Genomic DNA, 23,224 nt, shown 5'->3' with positions numbered 1-23,224 from the left:
TAAAAAAAGCTGCCATTTCTGACAGCCTTGCATATGTTATTTAGAATGAGTGTTCTAGTGAAAGCGGGTTTTGTTTTCTATATGAATAGACGGGCAGGTTGACTTCACTGAACGGCGAAGTCTTACAGATGAAGATGACATAGCTTTCCTTCAAATAATAGTTTTCCTGAAAAGCATTTCCTCTTTCCATACACATATTTATTTGAAAAAAAGTCAGTTTTCGGCAATCTGTTTTTGGATTATAACGACCTGTATTTGTATTATTACACTCTAATCGTCTGACGCAGGCACCATAAAAAGCTTTATTCCTTCGCCGCTGAATTTTTCTTTTACGGCTTTGATAATCGCTTTCATGACAGGAACTTTGTCATCTTCTATATAGCTCACAAGAACGAAATTGGTTTCTGGCCACGTTCCGTCGCCCATTTTATAAGAGTTCTTTCCACGGCCAAAAACTGTTGGAATAATCGTATATAGAACGCCCTCGATATGTTCTTCCATGAGCGAAATAATTTCATCTTGAACCGACTGATTCGCAATAATCTCACACCTAGTCATAATAATCTAATCCTTATGATTGTTGTCTTCTGTAAGCAAAATCTTTATCTTTGACTTGTTTTGCTTTCGTTCTTTCATCATCAAAGAATACAAAACAGGGATAAAGAAAAGCGTAATGAAGGTTGAGCTTGTCAGTCCGCCCGCTACAGCAACACCGATTGGCTGAACCATGCCAGCACTTCCGCTTGTCGCAAAGCACATCGGAATCATGCCAAGAATCGTGGTGAGCGTGGTCATAAGAACCGGGCGCAAACGGCTTGCTCCGGCTTCAAGGCAGGCCTCTTTCATCTTGTAGCCACGGTCAATCAAAAGATTCGTGTAATCAACAAGAATGATTCCGTTATTTACAACGATTCCGACAAGCATAATCAAACCGACTGCACTCATCATGCTGAATGCCTGTCCTGTCAATTTGTAAACAAAAACAACGCCAATGATAAGGAATGGAATTGTCATCAAATTGATGAACGGTGCCTTGAAACTTTCGTATGTACCGGCCATGACTCCAAAGACGAGAAGAATCGCCATCAGAATTATGAGACCGTAAACCTGCCCCTGCTCCTGCGTATCCTTCCAGTTGCCTTCGTAAGAAATCGTAACTCCATCAGGAATAATGAATGTTGATGCAATTCCTTCTTTTATATCAGATTCAACTTCATAATCATTGCGCTTTCCGTTATTATCTGCGCTTACCGTTACGACACGAGTCTGATTCGCCCTCCGGATTGAAACAGGCCCCAAACCTTTGACGACTTTTGCGAAATTCGCCACGCTGACCTTGCCTTTTGAACCGTTAACATAAATCTGTTCCAAATCAGCAACGCTCTGTCGGTCGCCTTTCTGGTACATCAAAATCATGCTGTACTCTTTTCCGTCCTGTCTGTAAGTCGTTGCAGTTACACCGTTAATCGCGTAATTGATTTCTTTTGCAACAGTAGTTACATCAACGCCAAAGGAATAGGCTCGCTGTCTGTCGATTTCGATCTCAACTTCCGGGAGCCCCTCTTCGGTATCAATCGAAACTTCACCAATGTCAGGAATTGATTCCATTACGCCCCGTACCTGAGAAGCAACTTTGAGAGCCGAATCCAAATCGTCAGAGCGAATTTTAAGTTTAAATGATGAGCCTGTCATCTGACGCATATAGCCCTGCGAGAAAGAAAAGCGTGCATCAGTAAAATCACCGAAATGAGCACGAAGCTTTTTCTGAATCGATTCAGCTGTATCAATCTGTTCATCGGAAGACGGCAAGTTGATTTGAATTGAACCTTTGTAAGAGGTGTTTCCGCCACCAGTTCCAATCGATGTAATCAGTGTTGTATAACCCTTGATTTCTTCTTCACAAATCCGTTCGAAAGTTTTGAGCACGGCCGTAGTTTCACTTAAAGTCGTTCCGATTGGCATGGTGAGATTCATCGTAACGCTGTCATCACCGCCGCCTGTCATCATCTGAATACGCAATGTCGGAATAAAGACAATAGACATCAAAAGAACGCTCACGCAGACAATGCAAGTAACAAGCCTGTGCGAAAGTGCCGCATTCAGGGCTTTTCGGTAAACACCAGTGAGCTTTACGAGCGGGATTTCAAGCAGCTCGTAGAATCTTCGGAGAGGCTTAAAGCTGACCGGTTTTTCCTTTCGGTTTGTAAGCGGAAAGAATTTACCCGCAAGAACCGGAACAAGGAAAATCGCTACAAAAAGTGATGAAACCAGTGCGATTACGACCGTAAAGATGATTCCTTTGAACATCTGCCCCATCATGCCCAAATTCTTAATGAAAAAAAGGAATGGAACAAATACGCAGATTGTTGTGAGGTTGCCAGAAATGACCGACATGACCATTTCCTGAGAACCAAGAACCGCCGCGACTTTAGGCTTGGCACCGCGGCTTCGGTAAACATAGATGTTTTCAATCATAACGATTGAAGCGTCAACTATCATTCCAACGCCCAGAATAAGACCGGTCAAAGTCATCATGTTGAGCGTGATTCCGGCAAAATTCATGCAGAGAAGAGTAATTACAATAGAAAGCGGAATTGAAATTGCAATAATCATTGTAGATTTGCCCGACTTTAAGAAGAGGAACAAAATGATTACCGCAAGAATAAGACCAGTGTATGCGGATTCAATCAGCGTGTTAATCGTGTCGTTGATTGAAGTGGAAGAATCGCGGATAATTTCAAGCCGCATGTCACTTGGCAGAATTTCCTGAATTTCGGCCATTTTTTCGCGTGCCGCCTTTGCGACTGTGACGGTGTTTTTTCCTGACTGCTTTGTAATGCTCACATAAATGCCCGGCTGACCGTTGATGTAGACTTCGCTCGATTTATCTTTATAACCAAGATAAGCTGTTCCGATGTCGCTCAATTTTACACCGTAACCATTGAGAGTCGTAATGATTGTGTCATTAACTTCATCGATGCTCGAAAATTCACCTACAGTACGGATTGTATAATCGTGTGTACCTTCAGTGATTTTTCCGCCGCCAAGCTCCAAATTTTGCTTTCCCAGTGCCGAATACACATTCGCCATTGTAAGACCGTAAGCCGCAAGCCTGTTCTGAGAAATGTCCACGCGAACGATTTTTGTACGACCGCCCGAAACACTTGCTTCTGCCACGCCATCAACCTGCTCAAAAAGGTCAATAATCTGGTCTTCGGCAATCTGCTTTAAGTCGTCGTTTGAACGGTTTCCTCGAACCGCAATTCGCATAATCGGCATGGAATCAGAATCCATTTTGAAAATAGTCGGACTGCCCGCATCACTCGGCAAATTCCTTGTGACACGGCTGATTTTATCGCGAATATCGTTCGTAGCAGCATCCAAGTCTGTACCGTAATTGAATTCAAGCGAAATTGAAGAAGAACCAGAAGATGATGTTGAAGTGAGATTTTTGAGTCCGCTGACCGAAACAAGCTGGCCTTCGAGAACTTTAGTCACGGATTTTTCAACAGATTCAGGGCCAGCGTTCGTATAGGAAGTGCGCACCGTAATATACGGAGAATCCACATCCGGCATCAAGCTGATTGCAACATTTTTAAGCGTGAACAATCCCATAATCAAAAGCAGCACAAACACAATCAGCGTAAGCACCGGGTGATCGAGTGTTTTCTTTGATATGCTCATAAGCTATTCCTTTTTCTCTGGCTTCACGCTTTCAGCTTTGTTGGCAACACCATTCGTAATATCCTGAACTTTCGAACCGTCTCCAAGCGATGTCTGTCCCTGAACGACAACTCTCTCTCCTTCATTTACGCCGCTCAAAATCTGCACGATTCCGTCAACTGAATTGCCAAGCGTAACTTTGCGCTTTGAGACCGTGGAATCTTCATTCACAACATAGGCAAAATATTCATCACCGTTCTGCACAAGCGAATCAACCGGCATAACGACTTCACCCGTATAATCTTCCGTAAACAGTTTAACCTTTCCGAACATACCTGCGTTGATTCGTTCATCCTGACCGTCAAAAAGCAGAATCACTTCTTTAGTACGGCTTGTGGTGTCAACAACAGGGCTTACCCTCGTGACAGTTGCCTTGAATACGACATCAGGATAAGCCTGAACAGAAACATCCGCCTTGAGACCTGTTTTCAAGACCGCAACATATCGTTCGGGAATATTCGCACTCACCTGCAAATTCGCAATATCACCAACAATTGCAATTGTAGTGTTTGTCGAAACAGTCGTGCCATTTTTAAGCGGAGTCGAAATGATGCTTCCTGAGATTGGTGCGTAGACCGGACTCTGCTTGTAATACTGACCTGGAGCACTTGGATCAATGTATGCGATTATGTCGCCTCGTTTTACAGGTGAACCAAGCATTACGCGAGTTTCCATGACTTTTCCAGAGACATCAGGGAAAACATTTACCGAATTTTGGCTTTCAATTTCACCGTTCGTTGAAATGTAGCCGTGAAGAGTTGTCTTTTCAAGAATCTGGGTTTTAACAGATACAACAGTATTTCCGCCGCCACGACCGCGTTTCATTCCACCTGGTCCTTGATTTGCCCCAGACTGTTTTTTCGCCACAATAACGCAAAGTGCAAGCAACGCAAGAGTCGCCGCAACAACAATCATCGATTTTTTAGATTTTACTTTCGTGTTTTTTGAATTTTCTTCCATATATAATCCTTATATCCACAGTTTTTGATTTTATTTTCCAAGCGTACCAAAAGGCAGACCTATCGTATTTTCAAGTTTCAGAATTGCCTTAATCAGCGTGAGGGTTTCGCTCTTTAGCGTGACCTGCGCATTCAAAAGTGATGTGTTCGCATTCTGCAATGTGAGCAAATCCTTTGTTCCCCGATTGTAGGCTTCTGTCGTCATATCGTAAGTTTTTTGAGCAAGAGTCACATTCGCCTGCTTGTATTTGATTGATTCCTGACTCTGCTTAATAGAGCGCAGACTTGACTGTACCGTGCGCACTAGATTTTTCTTTTCGTTGTCGAGCTGAAGTTCAAGATCTGAAAGCGTGTCTTTTGCACTGTCAATCGCGTCATTTTTGCTGGACCACGGAAGAACGCCATCAAGCGGAATCGTAGCCGAAAGCGAGAGGGAAGCGGATTTTGTGGCATCAGGAGCAGTTCCTTCATAGCCCGCATACCAGTTCTGGTCCCTCCATGTAAAATTAGCACTCAGGCTCGGTGCAAAAGCAGAAAATCTTTTTTCCAGAACGGAATTCTTTGCGCTGGCAATCTTGTTTTCAAGCAATATAATAGAAGAAGACTGCACAGTTTTTATATCAACAGAAATTTCGTTAAGATTAATCAGGTCATCAAGGGATCCTTCAAGTTCAATTCTGTCATCCAGTTTGAGGCCAAGCGTCTGCTTGAACGAAGCTAAATCATTCTGAAAAGTAGTCCTTGCGCTTTCAACCGTCGGAATTTTGCTCTTGTAATTGACTTCTGCGGAAAGAACATCGATTTCGCTCAGCCGCCCCTGATTGTATTTGGCAAGATTGTTATCGTACTGATTTTTTGCCATTTCAAGGTTCTTTTCTTGCAGAGTGATGTTTTCTTTTTCGTACAGAAGTCCGTAAAATGCTTCACGAACGCTCAGTTCCACAGATTTTACGGCATCATCAAAAGTCAGTTTTCCCGACTCATAATTGATTTTTGCCGCATTCATTGAAGTAAAAAGATTTGCGCTCAAAGAAAGAGAAACAGTCGCAGAAAGACCGAAACTCGCCGTGTAATTTGATTTTGTGTCGCTCAGAGCGTCAATTGGAATTGCAGAAGAAGCAGAAACGCTCGCGCTTGGGCTTATGCTGTTCCATGAATGATTTTTTGCTCTTTCGGCCGCCTCAAGGGTGATTTTTCCACGGGCGATTGAAACATTATTTTCTTTTGCAAGTTTTACTGCATCTTCAACAGAAAGTGTTCTATCAGTTTGGGTGAATGTCGGTGCAAAACACAAAAAGAAAATCGCCGACATCATTATAGTTTTATTCATACTATAATAATATCGGCGAATATAAACAGGTTTCAAAAAAAAGTTGTTATTAACAAAAAATTATTTAGACTCTCTGTCGAGTTTTGAAATTTACTGACTGCATAAAAACGGCTCCCAGTCGTGATAACGGCTTATCGAAACCGCAGGCTAGCCTGCTACACGCGTTTTGTGCTTGTAACTATATACATTTGCCGCTTGCGCGGCAGCACAAAACGAGTGTTTTCGTAAGCCGTTTCGCTCCCTCGCGCCGTTTTTTGCAATACCTGACCAATTCAAAACTCGTCATTAGACGGTTTTATGAGCATAGAATAGAAAAATGTCGAGTTTGCTTGACAGTAATATCAAAAATGGGGCACGGGAAGAAAAGCAGGGCTGTTGTGAAACACTTTGCGCGTGCGAGCGTTAGCGAGTCAGATACCTATTACGCGCAACCGTGTTGAACAACAGTCTCTTTTCTGGTAGTGCCCCATTTTTGCAATGTCAGTGTAACAAAACTCGACATTTAACCTATTTAGATTTCATCGTGTATACGCCGTCCCAAATTTTAGGTACGCCGTTCTTAATGAAGTCCACGCAGCGTTCCATGAAGACCTTTGAGCTTTCGTCCTGGGGGTACAATTCATCGGCCTGCTTGTAAAGGGCATAGGCTTTTTTCAAATCTTCAATATCTTTCGGTTCTTCCGGAGTATCGATTCCTTTTAAGTACCATTTCATGCCCTCGTTGAACAAGTCCGTTGCCTGAATTCGCTTGTCACTAAGTTCATCACGCAAACCGATAATCGAATAGATTCCGACCGGTTTTTTGACATTGACAACACGAACACAGTCAAGTTTTCTCGCCACGATTTTGCCTTCATGCTCACCCTGATTTGCCGCATTCCATGTGCTTTCCGAACACATAATCCATGAGCCATAAACTTTGTTCGTACCTTCAAGACGGCTGGCCAAGTTTACATTGTTACCCATGATTGTGTAGTTCAATTTTTTTACAGTTCCCATGTTACCGACAACCATGTTACCAGTGTTCAAGCCAACACGCGAATGGAGATAGAAAGGCTCTCCTGTTGCCGGATTGATTGGAAGACGCTTTTTGTTTTCTTCGTTAAAACGATGCTCAGCCTGCAACATTCGGATACCCGCAACACAGGCATCGTAGGCATTGTTGTCATCGTGGACAGGTGCTCCAAAGAACGAGACAATTTCATCACCGACATATTTATCGATTGTGCCGTTATTATCCATGATTGCGTCACTCAAAACACCAAGATAATCGTTCAAAATGGCAACCAGTCGTTCAGCACCCTTGTCTTCACCTTCTTCGTTGTTAATGACTTCAGTGAAGCCGGAGAAAGTTTTTACATCTGAGAAGAGAGCCGTAAGGTTGTCACTTTTACCACCCAAGCTCGCAAGTTCCGGATTCTTTACGATTTGATCAACGACCGCAGGCGCAACATACGCACCGAATGTAGTCTGAAGGAATTTCTTGTCTTTTTCACTTGTCGCGAATCGGTAAATCGTCATCGCAAGGTACGATGTAAATGCAATCAAAATAGCTGAAAGAGCAGGAATGTAAAGACTGAACAGAACCATCAAAAATGGCGGTATTACAAGGCTCAGAACGACAAGCGCAACACCAGTCGTATTCTGAACCCGCGCGCGTTTTTCAGCTGGCAAAACAATCAAAACGATAGAGAAAATTGCCGCAATCACAACACCCCAAATCCAGCTTACAGGATAAATGAAATCCTGATTCATGATTGTATTGTAGACATTGGCATGAGTTCCGACATTAGCGAAGGCTCGTTCAAAAGGCGTAGTACCCAAATCAGTTGTTGAACTTGCCGTGTGTCCGAGAATACAGAATGAATTGGCATAAGCCGCTTTCTTTTCGGTAAAAATCGAATTATACAGGGCATTTTCACTTTGCAAGGTGTCAAAAAGGCCTGCGACCTCTTCATAATACCCTTGTGCCTCTTCAGAAGAAATTGGCAATATAAGCAAACGCTCCTTTATTTCTTCAAGAAGCGGATTATTTTCATCACCCTTCTTTCCGGCAACTTTGGTTACGCCATCAAAAAATGACTGTCGGGCCTGGAAATACTGAACATAATCAGCATAATCAACACCACCCCCGATTGCCTTTCCTTCTGCATCATAGCCTTCGCAGTTTGCAAGAAGATATTCCTTATAGTCATTGATGTCTTTGTAATCAGAAACAAGAGATTTTATCATTGCAGTAGATTGAAGAGGTTCAAGTTCAAGCCCATCGACCTTTACCGCATCGACTGAAATCAAAAATCCATTCAAAGAGCCAAGAACAGAAACAATATTCTTCTCGAGTTCATCAAGTTGTGCAAGGAAGTACATGCTTTCGTGTCTGAAAGAGTAGTTGAAAGGGATGTGAAGCCAGTTGATTATCATTTTGCCGTTTTCGTCCAGCGGAATCGAAATGTTTCGCCCACCGAGACTGCGGCAATTATTTAATTCAATAGACTTTTTTTCGCGACTGATTTTATTAGGATTGAGAATTCTCAAGACCGGTGAAAAGGCAAGCTGTGCCGAATACACATCATCCTTTTTGTTCAAAAGTTCGATTCGGCGGCGGGTTCCGTCCATATCGATAATGACATTTGTAAATCCCGCACCCTGAGCATGACTGATGAATTTGTGCATGGTCGGAGAGAAACCAATCAGATATTTATTCTGGAATTCAGGATTGTCCCAGTCAGGTTTATCTCCAGTGAAATTATCGATGAAAGAAGTTTTTATACTATCGAGTCGGCCTTGTCTGAAATCCCTTAGAATCAAATCATCTTTATCTTCTACATTATATAGGAAGCGTTTTTTAACATAATCGATTTCTTCATCGGTGTATTTTATTTTGATGTCCATCGTGTTGATTGTGAGCCAAGCATTTCCAAAAAATTGAATGGCACGGGCAAAATAATCATCGTTATCGCGGACAAATTTATCAAAATCAGGCATTGTTCCGTCAAAATTCGCGGCCGCCTCAATAATGGCATCCTCGTTGACAGCAAGACTTGATGGAGCAAGGTACTCAATATCGAATACAGCAGCAGATGCACCGAATTCTTTCATACGCATGAGCGCACTGGCAAAAATGTTCCTTGGCCACGGCCAGGTCTTCATCTCCTGAAAAGAATCGTTGCTCATGGAAGCGTCGTCTGCTTCTACAAAAAGAATTTCTTTTCTGACATCCGGGCTTTTTTTGAATCCCAAAAGCAAATCGTAAATTCGATAGTCGAATTTTTGCAGGGCACCAATGGCACAAACCAGAGACCAGAAGGCAACCGAGCATACAACAATCAGAAGTGCAATCACTTTTCGCGGAAGAGATTTTTTAGAATCTTTCCTGTTTTTTTTGTTTTTTTCCATGACAAATATTATAACACAGATTATAATATAGCTGAATTATTTCTTAATAAATTCTTTGTTAAAAAGAATTTTTCCAGCCCACTTTTTAGAGGAGTTCTTGCGATATGAAGAAATGTGTTTCATGTCTTGTCATCGCTCTTTTCGTCAGCTGCACAGTTTTTGCACAAAGTTCAGAGATGTTGACAAAAATCATCAAATCAGAAAAAGCGACTTGTGCACAAGCTGCATATTTACCGGCACTTTATGCCAATTTTATAAATGAAGAAGAATCACTGGGTACATTCTCAGAAGGAAACGCTTCAAAAGATAACGCTGCATTTGAAGCGGCCAAAGCAAAAGGATGTTTTTCACCTTCTGTCACAGCCGATTCTGAAATCACTTTAGGGCAAATCTGCTTTCTATATGCCAAAACAATGAACATTAAAGGCGGTCTTTTTTACAGTCTTTTCCCTTCAGAGCGTTATGCTTTCAAGGAATTCAAAGCAAAAGGCATACTTCCTGGCGAAGCTGATCCGGGCATGAAGCTTTCCGGCAGAGACACAATCGATATCTTCAACACATGCCTCAGACTCGTAGGAGGTAATGAATAATGATTAAAAGCAAGCACATCTTTAAGACTTTGATTTCAAGCGCGGCAGTTTTTTTTGCACTTTCACAGGCATTTTCCGTTGAAAACGGCTTCTTGCTCACAAACGATTCAAAAATCGCTAATTTTGAAAAAGACGGAAGTCTCAAATTAAATCAGAAAAACGGTGTTAATTTCTGGCTTCGTGCGCCATTAAACGAAGAAGGCACAAGCTACTTCGCCGGTGAAGCCGCTTTTCAGACCGGATATGACACTAACGAAACAGATTCAGACAAAAAGCTCAAACTTTTTGCTGACCTCAATCTTTTCAAATTTGTTTTCAAAAATGAACTTGAATCGGGAAACCTTCAGTTTTCTCTCGGTCGTTTCTTCAATTCTGACATCACGGGCATTGTTTACGCACAGAACGCAGACGGCGTAAAATTTGATGCAAATGTTTCAAAAATTGCACTTTCACTTTACGGTGCATACACAGGTCTTCTAAATGCAAAGAACATCACGATTCTTGAACCGACATCACCTGATTTGACCGACAAAGAAAAAGCAGTTTATGTTCTTGCAAACAAATACGCTGTTGCTGGGCTCACCTTCTCGCTTCCACATTTTGCCGCCAGTCAGACAGTTTCTCTTGAAGGATTTGCAGCACTTTCCCTCGAATCCACAAAATACAACCGTTTCTACGGCACATTCGCTTTAAACGGTCCGATTGTTTCACCTGTCTTCTATAATATTTCTTCTACAATGGGCTTTGCAAAATACGATGAAGGCGACATGGAAAAAGGAAATCTCTCAAAAGTTTCAATTTCCGTGTACCCGGATTTCAAATCAATGTCATTGTCCCTCAGCGGAACATACGCTTCTGGAAATCAAGGTTCTTTCAAACCATTCCAGGGATTTACAAGCAGCACCTCAGTTAACTCACTTTTAGAGCCAGAATATTCAGGAGTTCTTAAAGCAGGGCTTTCTGCAACAATCAAACCAGTTTCAAACTTTCTGTTGAGTGCTGGCGGCGATGTTATTTTTACGGCTCTTGGCGGGGATGAATCTGACAAAATCGAGCAGGCTGGTTTCCAGTATTCAGCAGGCTTCAACTGGCAAATCGTAAGCGATGTTTCTTTATCAACAGCATTTACACAATACATCGGCAAAGAAGACTACGAAAATATTATCGGAGCAAACAAAACTCAGCTCAAAATCAGTGCGGCAATCGCTTTCTAGCATAAAAAGGAGGTCAATATGAAAAAGCTCGTTCTTTCATTAATTTTTACAGCCGTTGCTTTCACATCTTTCGCAATGCAGGCACAGGTTGTTTCTACAAAAGGCAAAGCTGAAGTTCAGAATGGCGGCACATGGGTCGCACTCAAACCAGGAGACTCTCTCGATCAGGGTTCGGTAATCCAGACCGGCTTCAAATCTGAAGTAATTCTCAAAATCAAAGAGTCAACTGTTACTGTAGCACCTCTTTCACGACTTACTCTCCAGACACTGGCAGAACGAGAAGGTTTGAGCGGAGCTAAAGGTAAAGACGAAACAACAATCTTCCTCGACACAGGCTCTCTCAAATCAAATGTACAGAAAAGTGCTGACCGCCGAGTAGGCTTTACAGTCCGCTCTCCAGTTGCAACCGCTTCTGTCCGAGGTACAATTTTCGATTTTGCCACAAAATACAAATCTGTTTCACTTAATACAAAACAGGGAAGCGTCGCTTTCTGGAAAAACACCAAAAAAGCAGAAGCAGCACTTGATAATTCAGCTCAGGCAGTTCAGGAAACTTTGGAAACTCCAGAGGAGCTTGAAAATCAGGAAAATCAAGAAGCAGCTGAAGCTCCTACCGAAGAAACAAGAGAAAACATTGTACAGCAGCGACAGGAAGCTTTTGATTTCACCCCGGAAAACGCAATTTTCGTAAAAAAAGGTGAAGAAGCAGCCGTTTCTCAGAGTAGCGGAATGTCTTCTCCAGCACAGGTTAAACACAGCACGGCAAATTCTATCGGTGAAGGAACAAAATCTGCTTCCGAAGTAGAAAAACCTGCTCCACAATTTGCAGCTCCACCAGCTCCTGCTCCAGAAGCAAAGTCTTCTAGCAAAGGCACTCTTACAATCACAGTTGGTTACGAAAAGAATTAATTCTATATAGAGTTAGTATGTGTTCTATTTGAATGTGAAATCTCCAGAATCATTTTTCTGGAGATTTTTTTTCTTTTTACTTTTGCAAAATCGTCTAATCTGATAAAATCAAAATATGTTAAAAATAGTTTTCAATGCAAGCGGCAATTTTTTCAAAAAAGGCATTCTGATTCTTGCTTCAATTTCGCTTTTTTCTTTTTCAGCCTGTAAAAAAGATCACAAACTCACAGCATCAAATTCAATTCCCGCAGAAGCTGTCGGAACAGGCCCAGAAAAGCTCAAAAGAATTTCTCCGGAAACAAAAGCCTGGCTCGAAGGCAAAAATATCGTCGTCGTTTTAGGATACGGCTACAATGATGAAGAAAGCATCAACAAAATCACTCAGTCGCTGAACGACAATTTTGGCGTTGAAACCGAAGAAAAAGAAGATTTGGTTTCAGTTTTTGTCTATCCGAATGATTTTATGGTCGCTGGAAAGGAGCGTATAAGTTCTCTTGTAGACCGAATTGAAGACAAAACGCTCGCAGGCATGATTATTCTTGGTGCTCCAGACGGAATGCACATCGCACTTTCAAAAATTCAGGACAAAAGTGAAGACGGCAAAGTTAATTACCCGGTTTTCACGCTTTTTTCACAGGATGATGTTCTTGGCTCAGAATCGACATCTGATTTCGTCCTTGATTATGCACACAAAACAAACACGATTGACGGTGAAGTCACGGATTTTATTCCTGATTTCGATGCCACGGAAATCCTCACAAATTCAATTTCTGCAATGATTGAATTACGGGAGCCGCTCAAGGCCGATTCTAATTTGCTCAACTTTGTACAAAAACTTCTTGGCAAAAACCGCACAGTAGTACATTTTGTTGACGGCGAAACCGGTCTGCAGTCAATAAACCACTTTATATTCGAATAAGATTTTACGCAGGCCGCCTATGATTGAACTTGTCCAACAAGAAAATCTTGCAATCGGTTCCAAAGAAGCTGTCGATTCTCTCTTAAAAAAGGAAACTGTAAAAGCCCTTGTCGTTTCTGACTCTCATGGAAATCCGCGAATTCTTCAATCAATTGTTTCAAATTTCGGCTCACGATGCGATGTTATGTGTTTTTGCGGCGATGGTATACTGGACTTAGTTGAAACGCTTGAAATGGGCTTTTTCGACAAGAATTTTGGAGAGAAAATCCCGCCTGTAGTTTATTTTGTACGAGGAAACGGCGACAACTCAACTTCTACGATTTTCACAGACCAGCGAATTCCTATAATTGTTCCGGAATTTCAGGAAATAGAATTTGCAGGCAAAAAGCTCTTCCTTACTCACGGGCATCGCTACAATGTCTATTATGGGAATAAAACTTTAAAAGATGAAGCAATTCAGCGCGGCATGGATTTAGTCTGGTACGGACACACCCATGTTCCAAATTCAATGCGAAGCCATGTTACAAGAGAAGGCCGGAATGATTTTTTGGGAATTTTGAATCCAGGAAGCTGTGCCCAAGCCCGTGGCGGAATGCCGAACACATTTGCAATTGTTGATGTCCACTCAGAAGAAGAAAAAAATATCTGCCAATACTACAGAATTTCATGGGACCGCTACGGAGAGCCAATTTATTCAGAAATGCCCACTCCACGCGGCGAAATCAAATTGTTTTAGAAATTTTCTGAAAGCTTAAATCCGTAATAATCATGCCCTGGATAAACTTTCGTATCCTCTTCGCACCAGTCATTGATTTTTGCAAGACTAGCATGAATTTTGCGTTCATTGCCCCCGATTAAATCTGTTCTGCCCCAGGACTGGAAAAAAAGCGTATCCCCGGAAATTAAAGTGCGCTCATCTTCGTTATAAAGACAGCACGAACCTTCAGTGTGCCCCGGCGTATGCATTACTTCCCACTGTGCCAGCGATTTTTGAGCCTCATCAGAGAATTTTTCACAGTCTAGGATTTGTGCGAGAGTCTTTCCATCATCAAGAAAAGCCGTAGCATCTGGAAGATTTGAAACAAAAGGAAGAAAACGATCAAAGCCGACCTGAGACAGAGCATTTCCCTGTAAATCCTCAGAATGTTCACCGAGCATAGCAGAATCTTCTCTGTGAATCGCAATTTGAATGTCTGGAAAAGATTTTTTTATAACAGGAAGTCCGGAAACATGATCAAAATGCCCGTGCGTCAAAATGACCGCAACAGGCTTTATGTTTCTTGCAGAAAGAAAAGAAACAACAGAACCTTCATCGCGCGAAAAACGGCAGTCCGCAGGGTCAACGACAATCGCTTCGGAATCCGAAACCGAGATAAGAAATGTGTTAACCTTGAGCGGCCCAGTATGCATACAATGAAGGTTCATTTTCACTCCATTACAAATCTTCTGAAGAAGAAGAGCGTGGAGCACGAGCTGCGAGAATTTCCTCGTCAGTCATTTCAGCCTGAGCTTTTGCAAAAGCGGCCTGCTGTGCCATTGTGTCGTTGTTGCTTGAAGTGTAGCTGTCAACGATTGGAGCAGACTCGTTTGAAACATTTGGAACAGGCTCGTTGTTTTCGTATTCATCAACATTTGAATCGTCAACATTTTCTGAATCAGCATATTCGCTTTCATCACGCTGTTTTGAATAGCTTACGCTCAATGCACGGCCGCGGTAAACATGACCGTTCAAAGCAGCGATTGCCTTTTCTGCATCTTCCTTGAAAAGCTGAACGAATGAATAATTTGCGAGAACGCGGATATCACCGATTCTCTCTTTTTCGATTCCAGCGACAGTGATGAAAAGACCTACCAAATCGCGTGGGAAAACTCTTCGGTTGCGACCAATGCTTACGAACACAACTTCTGCATTTTCTTCTGGAATCTGAACGCGTGTAAATCGTTCGCGTGGTTCTCTTGTTTCACGAGTTTCAGAAGAATCTTCTGCACCGTTTTCATTTCTATCGTAACGCGTAAATCGCTCTTCTTTGTTTCCTCTGAAATCTTCCCGTTCGTTAAATTTGTTGAATCGGAAAATTGCTCCGCCTGAATTCTTAAGAAGATATGCAGCAACATAAGAACGAAGTGTAAACGGAACATTCTTTTTGAAGACTTTCTTGAGAGCTTCAAGCTCATCAGGATTTGTCTTTACTTTTGAAACAAGATCTTTAAGATAGTTAGCTGCCTGATCGAGATCAATTTCTCGGTTCTGTCTGAATGGACGTCTGAAATTTCGTCTGAATGCCATAAAAAACTCCTTTAATTGTAATTCTTGCGATTTGCCGCAGAGATTACGCTAATTCTGCCACATAAACCGAACCTGTTTTCTCAAAACCACAACGGGTTACTAACGGTTCTAAAAAATCTGGTAATGCAGAATCAGCAATTATAAACTGATGAATTCCGTGTTCTCTCAAACTGGAAATGCCGCGTGAAAAAAGCTCTCTGGCAATCCCCAAGCCACGATAATTCTGATTTACAAAAACTGCGCTGAGAGCCGCAACATTTTTTGCATAGGACGAGCAGTATGAATACAAAAGGCAGCCCGCAAAATCATCTGACAGAGTGCGGCATACTATTCCGCCAATGTCAGCCGGCTTTTCAAAATCAAACTTGCGATTCCAAAAATGAGCAATCGCCAAGCCTTTTTCACCTTTGAACTCCTCTTTTATTTCGTCTGCTATTTTCTCCGCTTCTTTTAGAACGCAATCACTGTCCTCTGCATGATTGTATGGGCTGAATTCAAAATCTTCCTGTGTCAGCTCGTCATATTCCTCAAAATCCTGACTCAGTTTTTCCAGACCCCAAGACTCGCGGAGTGAATTGTACCAGTCATACACAACCGAACGCATTTCCTTTTTTTTAAATTCATGGAAACGCTGCTCTACATGCGGGTACTTCTTCAAAACATTTTTATAATTCCGGAACACCCCCCTTCCATTTGAAAGAACCTGCATCAACTCCGCCTTTACATTCGGAATGCGTAAAGAATCAGCAAATTCTTCCATAATATTGAAGCCGTCGTTGGAAGTCCAATCCGGCAAATCGTACATGTTTTCATTTTCACGAAGTTCGTCTTGCTCGGACATCATCATTGTGTCGAGCGGAACAACGCTTAATTTTTCGGAATCAAACAGATATTCGCCATCCTGATTTTCCATTGAGAAAATTAAGTCAGCAATGATGGATTCCGTCAAATCAAATTTCATTATTTAAGTTCTTCGCGCTTAGAAATGATTTTGCTGACCAAACCATACGAAAGAGCTTCTTCGGCAGTGAGCCAGTGATCACGGTCACAGTCCTTTTCGACTTCGGCTTCTGATTTACCAGTCTCTTCTGCAATCAATTTAACAAGCTTCTTTTTTGATTTAGCGATTTCTTCAGCCTGGATTTCCAAATCGGTTGCAACACCTCGTGCTACACCGCCAATCAAAGGCTGATGAATGAGATAATGGCTGTTTGGAAGAGCAAAACGGCGCTCTTTTGGTACTGAAAGCAGGATGATTGAACCCATGCTTGCGATAAGACCTGTACCAATGGTATAAACCGGTGCATTTACAAAGCGAATCATGTCATAAATGCCGAATCCTGAATCGATAGAACCTCCAGGAGAATCAATATAGATGTAAATCGGTTTGTCGCTGTCTGCTTCGAGCAAAAGAAGCTGTTTAATGACCTTTGCAGTATTTTCTTCGTTGATTTCGCCGCTCAAAATAATCTGACGGGTTTTCAAAAATTTCTCGGAAAGTGAATCTTCCTTCTGTTCAGACTTTTTCTCTTCGTCTTTGTCGTTAAAAATTCTCATGAAATAAATATAGTGAAAAATCATCAAAAGTACAATGAGAAAATTGTCGTCAGAAGATGAAGTTTTTCGAGATTCCCTTGTAAAAATCAAACTAAGCGTCTACAATAGATAGCATGGGATTTTTGAGGGCTTTAAAGGAATTTTTTGAATCAATTTTTATGAGTTCATCGCCGGAAGTCAAAAAACGCATTGAAATGCGACGAATCGAAGGTGAACTTAAAATTCTGCCGTCTCAAATTCTCAAAAACGGAATGTTACAGCCGAATTTTGCTGAAATCATCCGAGTCCTTTACGAAAACGCAAAACCCATTGACGACATTCTGAGCAGCACGATAAACACTGGCGACATTCAGCGCAACGGACGCTTTGAATACGAGCTAATCATCACAGGTTTCGATGTTGCCGCCCAGGAAAAGTTTGAAGAACTAGAATACGAAAACCGAAAAAAGAAAATCATGGACTCTGACACGCCCATGAACAAACTGATTGATTCACAAAAACGCACGCTCGACAATCTTCTCCGTCAGTTAAATTCACCGGCTTTCGCAAAAATCGATTCCACAATTTCTGCCCTTAAACAGCTTGCTGATGTCTGCCATTTCAACTACATAAATCTTATCCATCTTTTTGACCGCGAATTCGACGGTCTTGCATCAACATCTCTCGGCCTTGTTTCCGCTTCTTCGCCCGCACCAGTAGCCGCAATTTTGCAAGATTTATTCTATTTAATTGGAAGTTTCAAGCTCGATGTGGCCGAAGTACGGGCTGTATGCGCCTTAAAGCAGCTTCTTGTCGGACATTCGCTCAGCGAAGCCGAAAAAGAAAGCATTTCCGGCAACCTTAAAAAGATAAATTCCGTTTTTACAAAATATCTTACCCCAGAAGTAATGAAGAACATCATATCGCTGGGTAAAAACGACACAAACATTACCTTCCAGTTTGCAACTTACCGCTCAAATTCCCTTAAAAACTTCATCGAATTCATGCATAAAAAATTTGCATCTGATACAGAGCGAATCAAAGGTGAAGTCAAAGATTACACGGTATCCTTCGAAATTCATGAACTTTTCGGAGAGGCAAAACTTCAAGAGCTAAAGGTCTACAATGCAGAAACAAACGAATTCCTGCGTGTAAACACACCATATTCCTTCGTATGGATTACACCGCTTCAAGTCATCAAGACTTTCATGTCGGTTTTCATAACAGCAAATGTAAAATCAGTTCTGAACAATATCGTCATCGAAGGATTCTTCAACAATCAGAACTACAAGGCCGATTTTTCTTCAACCATTTATGCAGTTAATGAAATCGAAAGCATGATTGAAGAATTTGAAGCAACTTTTGACAGAGGCGGCAACAACGATGAAGCAGAATTACGCGGTCTCGTGCGTGACAGCCGTGCCGATGCAGATTTTCTAAAAAAAGTCGGCGCAATGGTCGATAATATAAACAATCAGGCTCATAAATTGATTCAGGAAACAACAAGGGTCTTGTATCAGCTTTATCTTCAAATCGGAGAGCTTATTCTTGATTCAAAAAAATCGAAGTCTGATATGGTTTCTAATATTAAGGTTCTTTTGACATCAGCCCGAAATCATGATGGAGCGGGCATGATTGAGCAGCAGCAGGAAAACTGGAAGCTCTTCCTTAAGATTATGAAGAATTATGCGATTATTGGTGAGATAGAAAAGAATCATGAGTAACGAAATTTCCGAAATCGTACAGGAAGATAAGGCTCAGGAAATCATAAGCGAGTACGAGAAGAAGATTTACGACTTGCAACAGCTTCTCGAAATTTCACGCTCTCTTTGTTCTACGCTCGAATTTTCCAAATTGATTGAGTCGATTCTCTATACCTGTATGGGGCAATTTCATGTCCTTGGAGCCGGACTTTTCGTTCTAAATGCACTCGATGCCGATTCACTTCATCTCGATTCAAACTACAACGGTATTGATCCAAATCCAAACATTTCATATATAATCCCGATTTCAAATCCAGTGGTAAATTTGCTTGAAACAAGCAACAAAGTTTATACGGTTCCTGAACTTGTACAAATTCTTCCAGAATCCACCGATTTAAACATGATTACCACGCTCAAACCTTCGCTTATAATCCCGCTGGTTCAGCACAATCATTTAAACGGCATTTTACTTTTGGGAGAGCGTATCACCTTGGCCGAAGATGCCGGATATTCTGACTACGAAAAAGAACAGCTCACGGTTATCGCTTCACTGGCTTCAATCGCAATCAACAATGCGGCTCTTATCGAACGCTCATCAACTGACATGATGACGCACTTAAAACTCAAATATTTCTTCTTCAATGTTCTTGCGGACAAACTTGACAATGCACTCGCGGGCGAAGGAAATCTTTCAGTCATCATGTTTGATATTGATTTCTTTAAGCGCTTTAATGACACTTATGGTCATGCCTGCGGAGATTATGTTCTTCAGACTGTGGCAAAAATTATCAAGTCAAACATTCGTGAAAAGGACATGGCTTCGCGCTACGGTGGTGAAGAATTCACAGTTTTATTAAACGAAACAAGTACCGAAGACGCGATGATTGTCGCAGAAAGAATCAGAAGCAAGGTCGAGCAGTTTGATTTCTGCTATGAAGACCAGCATGTCAAAGTTACAATTTCTATCGGTGTCTCAACTTTTGATGTAAACGAAAATCCAATTACCTCTCCGAAAATGCTCGTAGATCAGGCGGATCAGGCACTCTACATCTCAAAACGAAGCGGCCGTAATCGTGTCACTTTTGCCGACCCCAAATTGATTTCCGAGGTCAAACTGGACAACTAATGAACCTTCTCAGAAAACCTTTCAAATACACCTTTTTCAATGCATCACTTGTAATAATCCTGATAAATACGGGCATTCATTTTCTCTTTCAGGCACTTGGAATCAACAGGCTGTTTTTCGGTCTGAATGTCATTGGAATCGTCTATTATCATCGTTTCTGGCAGATTTTTACTTACATGTTCATTCACGGCGATATCAGCCATCTTTTCTTCAATATGCTTGCCCTTCTGCTTTTCGGAAGCACAATCGAAAAAACACTCGGTTCAAAAGAATTCCTTCTTTTGTATTTTGTAATTGGCGTAGGAAGCGGGCTTTTTTCTCTGGGAGCTTACTACCTTTATGGAAGATTTTTGATTGCGAACGGAATTCAGCCATGGACTTTCGGTATTTCATTAATAGGTGCAAGCGGGGCAATTTACGGTCTTCTTTTTGCCTATGCGGTCATTTTTCCGCGTTCAATCATTTACATCTGGGGACTGATTCCAGTTCCGGCACCGCTCATGGTTTTGGGATATGCCGTAATTGAATTTGTCAGTCAGTTTGTTTCATCAAGCAATGTTGCCCATATGACACACCTGGCAGGCTTTGTTTTTGCATGGCTTTATTTCATCGTCCGCATGGGAATTCATCCGGTCACAATATGGAAAGACGCATACAGAAGATAATTTTTCTCTATTTAATGATTCTGATTCTCCCGATTTTTGCACAGGATGTTTCCCAGGAACGAATGGTTCGTTTTTCTCTCTGGGCTTCAATGGAAGCTTACCCCGGCGTTGAAAGTCTTAATAAAGATTCATTTGCCACTCCAATAAAAAAAATCCGTGATATTTCGCCTTTTATACTTTCCGGAATGGTTTATGGCTGGAAATTTGTTTATGTTCCTTACGATAAGGCACGCGGCGTTTCCGAATATTTTGAATTTTCGCCCGTTACTGAATTTTCTGAAAGCGAAATCAACTCGATTCAATACGCAAAACCATGGATTGAAGATTCAATTCTTAACTGCTGGGTCGAATACCGCCGTTCAGACGAGCAGATTCATATTTTCAAAGGATGGCAGTCGATTCTTCAGGCAAAGATTAAGGGTGAAGGCTATGCGAATTATGCAAAGGGCTTTGACGGAATCAAGGAAGCTTGCAGCGAGGCTCTAAAAAATGCAGTCCGCAGCTACGAACGCAAATGGATTAAATCAAAACCAAAGGAAATCAGCGGAACAGTATTCATGTATGAACCGCCAAAAATTGGTCTGAAAAGCGGCAGATACAAAGTTACGCTTGATTTTTTTATGGAAACTGATAGAATACTAGAGTATAAGACTTTTTAAGATTTTACTTATTTGTAACTTTTTACTTAGTCTTAAGTTTCATTTGTATATAACATTTGAAGCACTGCTTTTATGCAGCGTAAAATAGGGGGAATGTTATGAAAAAGATTCTAGCCGTAATAGCAGCACTCTTCTGCTTTGCAGGGGTCACTTTTGCAGATGAATTGGAAGAACTTCAGAAGAATCCAAACTTTGTTGATGTGTCTACTCGTTCAATCGTTCCTGAAGATCAGCACACAACAAATAAGACAGCAAAAGTTCTTATTGAATACACACCGCTCACAGATGAAGTTCATATTTACTACACTTGTGTTGCCGTCACCTACGATCAGGGCGAAGCAATGAATACAGTTCTTGCCTGCCTTCAGGACTTCCAGAAAGAGAATCAGTATTTCAGCTACAAATATCTGCGCAAAGATTCAGTTAAATACTTCAAAGACGATAAAAACATGAAATGGGCAACTTATCAGTCTTATGTTAAATTTAACCGATAATGCAGGTTAATATTTTAAGGTTGCCACACGGATTCGATTTTGCTACGCAAAAATCCAGCTGCAGACTGTAACTGGAATTCCGTAGGAATAACGAATTAGTGTGGCAATTTTTTATTATAGATAACTAAATTTATTAAAATTTTGGAATTAAAAATGGACATTCAAAACATCGTAAAAAACCTTCACCCGCTTGAAATCAAAGTTCTGTTAAACTATACAAGCAAAGACGAATTAACATCAGAAAGACTTCAGAAAGAGCTGGACTATAAAGAAGGTCACACAAATCAGGCATTCAGCTGGCTTGGTGGAAAAGAATTACTTTCAGTCGTAAGCAAAACACCGCACACATTCTATGAAATTACCGACTTGGGAAGAACTTACGCAAAAGACGGCATCCCGGAAGTGCGGATTATCAATTTTGTCAAAGAAAACGGTGCAAAACTCCTGCCTGAAATCGCAGCAGGAACAAATCTTGAACAGAAAGATGTAGGCTCTGCTTTTGGTGCCCTCTCAAAAGCCGGCGTCCTCAAAATGAATGCCGAGAAAAAAGCAGAATATTCTGGCAGTGAAATTCCTGCCAACATAAAAATCGCAACGGAACTTTTTGAGCGTGCCGCAAAAGCCGAAAACGGTCAGCTCGATCACGCTTCTTTGAATGCCGAAGAACAGAAAGTCATCGCAAATTATGCTAAAAAACGAGGAGCTGCAGATTCTCCTTTCAAAATCATTGAGCGCGAAACAATCGTCTATAAATTAAATCCTGAAGCGGCCGATGTAGTTAACGCTCTTAAAAATGCCGGAATCACTGGTAATGAGCTTGGCGCTGTCACTCCGCAGATGCTTTCATCTGGCGAATGGAAAAACGGCACATTCCGCGGCTACAATATCGCTATTCCGCCGGCACGAATTATTCCGGGCCGCACCAATCCTTATGTTCAGTTCCTGGAGCATGTAAAAGACAAGCTCTGCTCTCTCGGTTTTCAGGAATTTGACGGTCCGCTCGTAGAAACAGAATTCTGGAACGGTGATGCACTCTTCATGCCACAGTTCCACGCCGCACGCGACATTCACGATGTTTACCGAATCAAAAACCCGACTCACGCAAAAGAAATCGAAGAGCCGTGGCTTTCAAATGTAGCAAACACACATAAAAACGGTGGCAACACAGGAAGCCGTGGTTGGAATTATGAATTTGACCACGAATTCACACGCCGCTTGGTTTTGCGCTCACAGGGCACAGTCCTTTCAGCACATCAGCTCCACAAGGCAGAAATTCCGGGCAAATACTTCGGTATCGCACGATGTTTCCGCTACGACAAAGTTGATGCCACACACCTCAGCGACTTCTATCAGACAGAAGGTATCGTTTTGGGCGATGATGTAAACTTGCGCACCTTGCTCGGCTTCCTTGAGATGTTTGCAAAGGAAATTGCTGGTGCAACAGAAGTTAAATATGTTCCTGGCTACTTCCCGTTCACAGAACCGTCTGTCGAAGTTCATATCAAACACCCTGTTTTGGGCTGGTTCGAGCTTGGCGGTGCAGGTATTTTCCGACCAGAAGTTACAAAATCAATGGGCGTAGATGTTCCTGTCCTCGCCTGGGGTATGGGTATCGACCGAATGGCTCTCATGGCACTCGGCTTGAACGACCTCCGCGAACTGTTCAGTGAAAACATCGAAGAAGTTCGATTAAGAAAAGCAAAATTCTAGAGAT

General features: G+C 41.7%; 20 protein-coding genes. 11 read left to right on the top strand and 9 right to left on the bottom strand.

Annotated features, from left to right (window positions below; translation table 11 throughout):
• Positions 1–270: 270 nt before the first annotated feature.
• The 5 genes from Q0Q74_RS00675 to Q0Q74_RS00655 form a co-directional block, all read right to left on the bottom strand.
• Positions 271–558 carry a PG0541 family transporter-associated protein gene (locus Q0Q74_RS00675; RefSeq protein WP_294427530.1) on the bottom strand — a complete coding sequence of 96 codons (288 nt, stop codon included), beginning with the start codon at positions 556–558 and terminating at the stop codon, positions 271–273.
• A 6-nt stretch (positions 559–564) separates the two neighbouring features.
• On the bottom strand, positions 565–3,684 hold the full coding sequence (locus tag Q0Q74_RS00670) for an efflux RND transporter permease subunit (protein ID WP_294427528.1): 3,120 nt from the start codon (positions 3,682–3,684) through the stop codon (positions 565–567).
• Positions 3,685–3,687: 3 nt separating this feature from the next.
• Entirely contained in the window at positions 3,688–4,683 is a 996-nt protein-coding gene (locus tag Q0Q74_RS00665; RefSeq protein WP_294427526.1) for an efflux RND transporter periplasmic adaptor subunit, read from the bottom strand.
• Between the two features lie 30 nt (positions 4,684–4,713).
• Positions 4,714–6,012 carry a TolC family protein gene (locus tag Q0Q74_RS00660; RefSeq protein WP_294427524.1) on the bottom strand — a complete coding sequence of 433 codons (1,299 nt, stop codon included), beginning with the start codon at positions 6,010–6,012 and terminating at the stop codon, positions 4,714–4,716.
• A gap of 507 nt (positions 6,013–6,519) precedes the next feature.
• The gene (locus Q0Q74_RS00655) at positions 6,520–9,408 is read right to left on the bottom strand and encodes a CHASE2 domain-containing protein (RefSeq protein WP_294427522.1); all 2,889 of its coding nucleotides are present in this window, start codon (positions 9,406–9,408) and stop codon (positions 6,520–6,522) included.
• Between the two features lie 104 nt (positions 9,409–9,512).
• Between Q0Q74_RS00655 and Q0Q74_RS00650 the strand changes: the two genes are divergently transcribed.
• The 5 genes from Q0Q74_RS00650 to Q0Q74_RS00630 all read left to right on the top strand — a co-directional run bounded on the left by Q0Q74_RS00650 (position 9,513) and on the right by Q0Q74_RS00630 (position 13,776).
• Positions 9,513–9,998 carry a hypothetical protein gene (locus Q0Q74_RS00650; RefSeq protein ID WP_294427520.1) on the top strand — a complete coding sequence of 162 codons (486 nt, stop codon included), beginning with the start codon at positions 9,513–9,515 and terminating at the stop codon, positions 9,996–9,998.
• On the top strand, positions 9,998–11,212 hold the full coding sequence (locus Q0Q74_RS00645) for a hypothetical protein (protein ID WP_294427518.1): 1,215 nt from the start codon (positions 9,998–10,000) through the stop codon (positions 11,210–11,212). The genes Q0Q74_RS00650 and Q0Q74_RS00645 overlap by 1 nt, the downstream gene beginning before the upstream one ends.
• Positions 11,213–11,230: 18 nt before the next feature.
• Entirely contained in the window at positions 11,231–12,121 is an 891-nt protein-coding gene (locus tag Q0Q74_RS00640) for a FecR domain-containing protein (protein ID WP_294427515.1), read from the top strand.
• 115 nt (positions 12,122–12,236) lie between these two features.
• Positions 12,237–13,040, top strand: a complete 804-nt coding sequence (locus Q0Q74_RS00635; RefSeq protein WP_294427514.1) for a hypothetical protein — start codon at positions 12,237–12,239, stop codon at positions 13,038–13,040.
• A 19-nt stretch (positions 13,041–13,059) separates the two neighbouring features.
• A complete protein-coding gene (locus tag Q0Q74_RS00630; protein ID WP_294427513.1) occupies positions 13,060–13,776 on the top strand; it encodes a metallophosphoesterase family protein in 717 nt (238 codons plus the stop codon).
• Here the strand turns inward: Q0Q74_RS00630 and Q0Q74_RS00625 are convergent.
• Genes Q0Q74_RS00625 through Q0Q74_RS00610 form a run of 4 tightly spaced genes read right to left on the bottom strand, consistent with a single transcriptional unit; the run spans position 13,773 to position 16,884 of the window.
• Positions 13,773–14,465, bottom strand: a complete 693-nt coding sequence (locus tag Q0Q74_RS00625; protein WP_294427512.1) for an MBL fold metallo-hydrolase — start codon at positions 14,463–14,465, stop codon at positions 13,773–13,775. The genes Q0Q74_RS00630 and Q0Q74_RS00625 overlap by 4 nt on opposite strands.
• Positions 14,466–14,475: 10 nt before the next feature.
• Positions 14,476–15,327, bottom strand: a complete 852-nt coding sequence (locus tag Q0Q74_RS00620) for a DbpA RNA binding domain-containing protein (RefSeq protein ID WP_294427510.1) — start codon at positions 15,325–15,327, stop codon at positions 14,476–14,478.
• 43 nt (positions 15,328–15,370) lie between these two features.
• Positions 15,371–16,288, bottom strand: a complete 918-nt coding sequence (locus Q0Q74_RS00615; protein ID WP_294427508.1) for a GNAT family N-acetyltransferase — start codon at positions 16,286–16,288, stop codon at positions 15,371–15,373.
• Positions 16,288–16,884: an ATP-dependent Clp protease proteolytic subunit gene (locus Q0Q74_RS00610; protein WP_294427504.1), complete on the bottom strand. Its 597-nt coding sequence runs from the start codon at positions 16,882–16,884 to the stop codon at positions 16,288–16,290. Before Q0Q74_RS00610 ends, Q0Q74_RS00615 begins: the two co-directional genes overlap by 1 nt.
• A gap of 113 nt (positions 16,885–16,997) precedes the next feature.
• On the opposite strand from Q0Q74_RS00610, the gene Q0Q74_RS00605 reads away from it, so the two are divergent.
• The 6 genes from Q0Q74_RS00605 to Q0Q74_RS00580 all read left to right on the top strand — a co-directional run bounded on the left by Q0Q74_RS00605 (position 16,998) and on the right by Q0Q74_RS00580 (position 23,220).
• A complete protein-coding gene (locus tag Q0Q74_RS00605; RefSeq protein ID WP_294427503.1) occupies positions 16,998–18,587 on the top strand; it encodes a DUF5312 family protein in 1,590 nt (529 codons plus the stop codon).
• Positions 18,580–19,692 (top strand): diguanylate cyclase DgcA, encoded by a 1,113-nt coding sequence (dgcA, locus tag Q0Q74_RS00600; protein WP_294427502.1) that lies wholly within the window; start codon positions 18,580–18,582, stop codon positions 19,690–19,692. The genes Q0Q74_RS00605 and dgcA overlap by 8 nt, the downstream gene beginning before the upstream one ends.
• The gene (locus Q0Q74_RS00595; protein WP_294427500.1) at positions 19,692–20,357 is read left to right on the top strand and encodes a rhomboid family intramembrane serine protease; all 666 of its coding nucleotides are present in this window, start codon (positions 19,692–19,694) and stop codon (positions 20,355–20,357) included. Before dgcA ends, Q0Q74_RS00595 begins: the two co-directional genes overlap by 1 nt.
• 14 nt (positions 20,358–20,371) lie before the next feature.
• Positions 20,372–21,016, top strand: a complete 645-nt coding sequence (locus Q0Q74_RS00590) for a hypothetical protein (RefSeq protein WP_294427498.1) — start codon at positions 20,372–20,374, stop codon at positions 21,014–21,016.
• A 98-nt stretch (positions 21,017–21,114) separates the two neighbouring features.
• Positions 21,115–21,510 carry a hypothetical protein gene (locus Q0Q74_RS00585; protein WP_294427496.1) on the top strand — a complete coding sequence of 132 codons (396 nt, stop codon included), beginning with the start codon at positions 21,115–21,117 and terminating at the stop codon, positions 21,508–21,510.
• A 153-nt stretch (positions 21,511–21,663) separates the two neighbouring features.
• Positions 21,664–23,220, top strand: coding sequence for a phenylalanine--tRNA ligase subunit alpha (locus Q0Q74_RS00580; RefSeq protein WP_294427494.1), 1,557 nt, complete (start codon positions 21,664–21,666; stop codon positions 23,218–23,220).
• Positions 23,221–23,224 lie beyond the last annotated feature (4 nt).

Origin of the sequence: uncultured Treponema sp. (assembly GCF_946187725.1) — a bacterium.
In the GTDB taxonomy this organism is placed as follows: Bacteria; Spirochaetota; Spirochaetia; order Treponematales; family Treponemataceae; genus Treponema_D.
The sequence above is the reverse complement of the archived record's forward strand: the minus strand, read 5'-3'. Positions and strand labels throughout refer to the sequence as shown.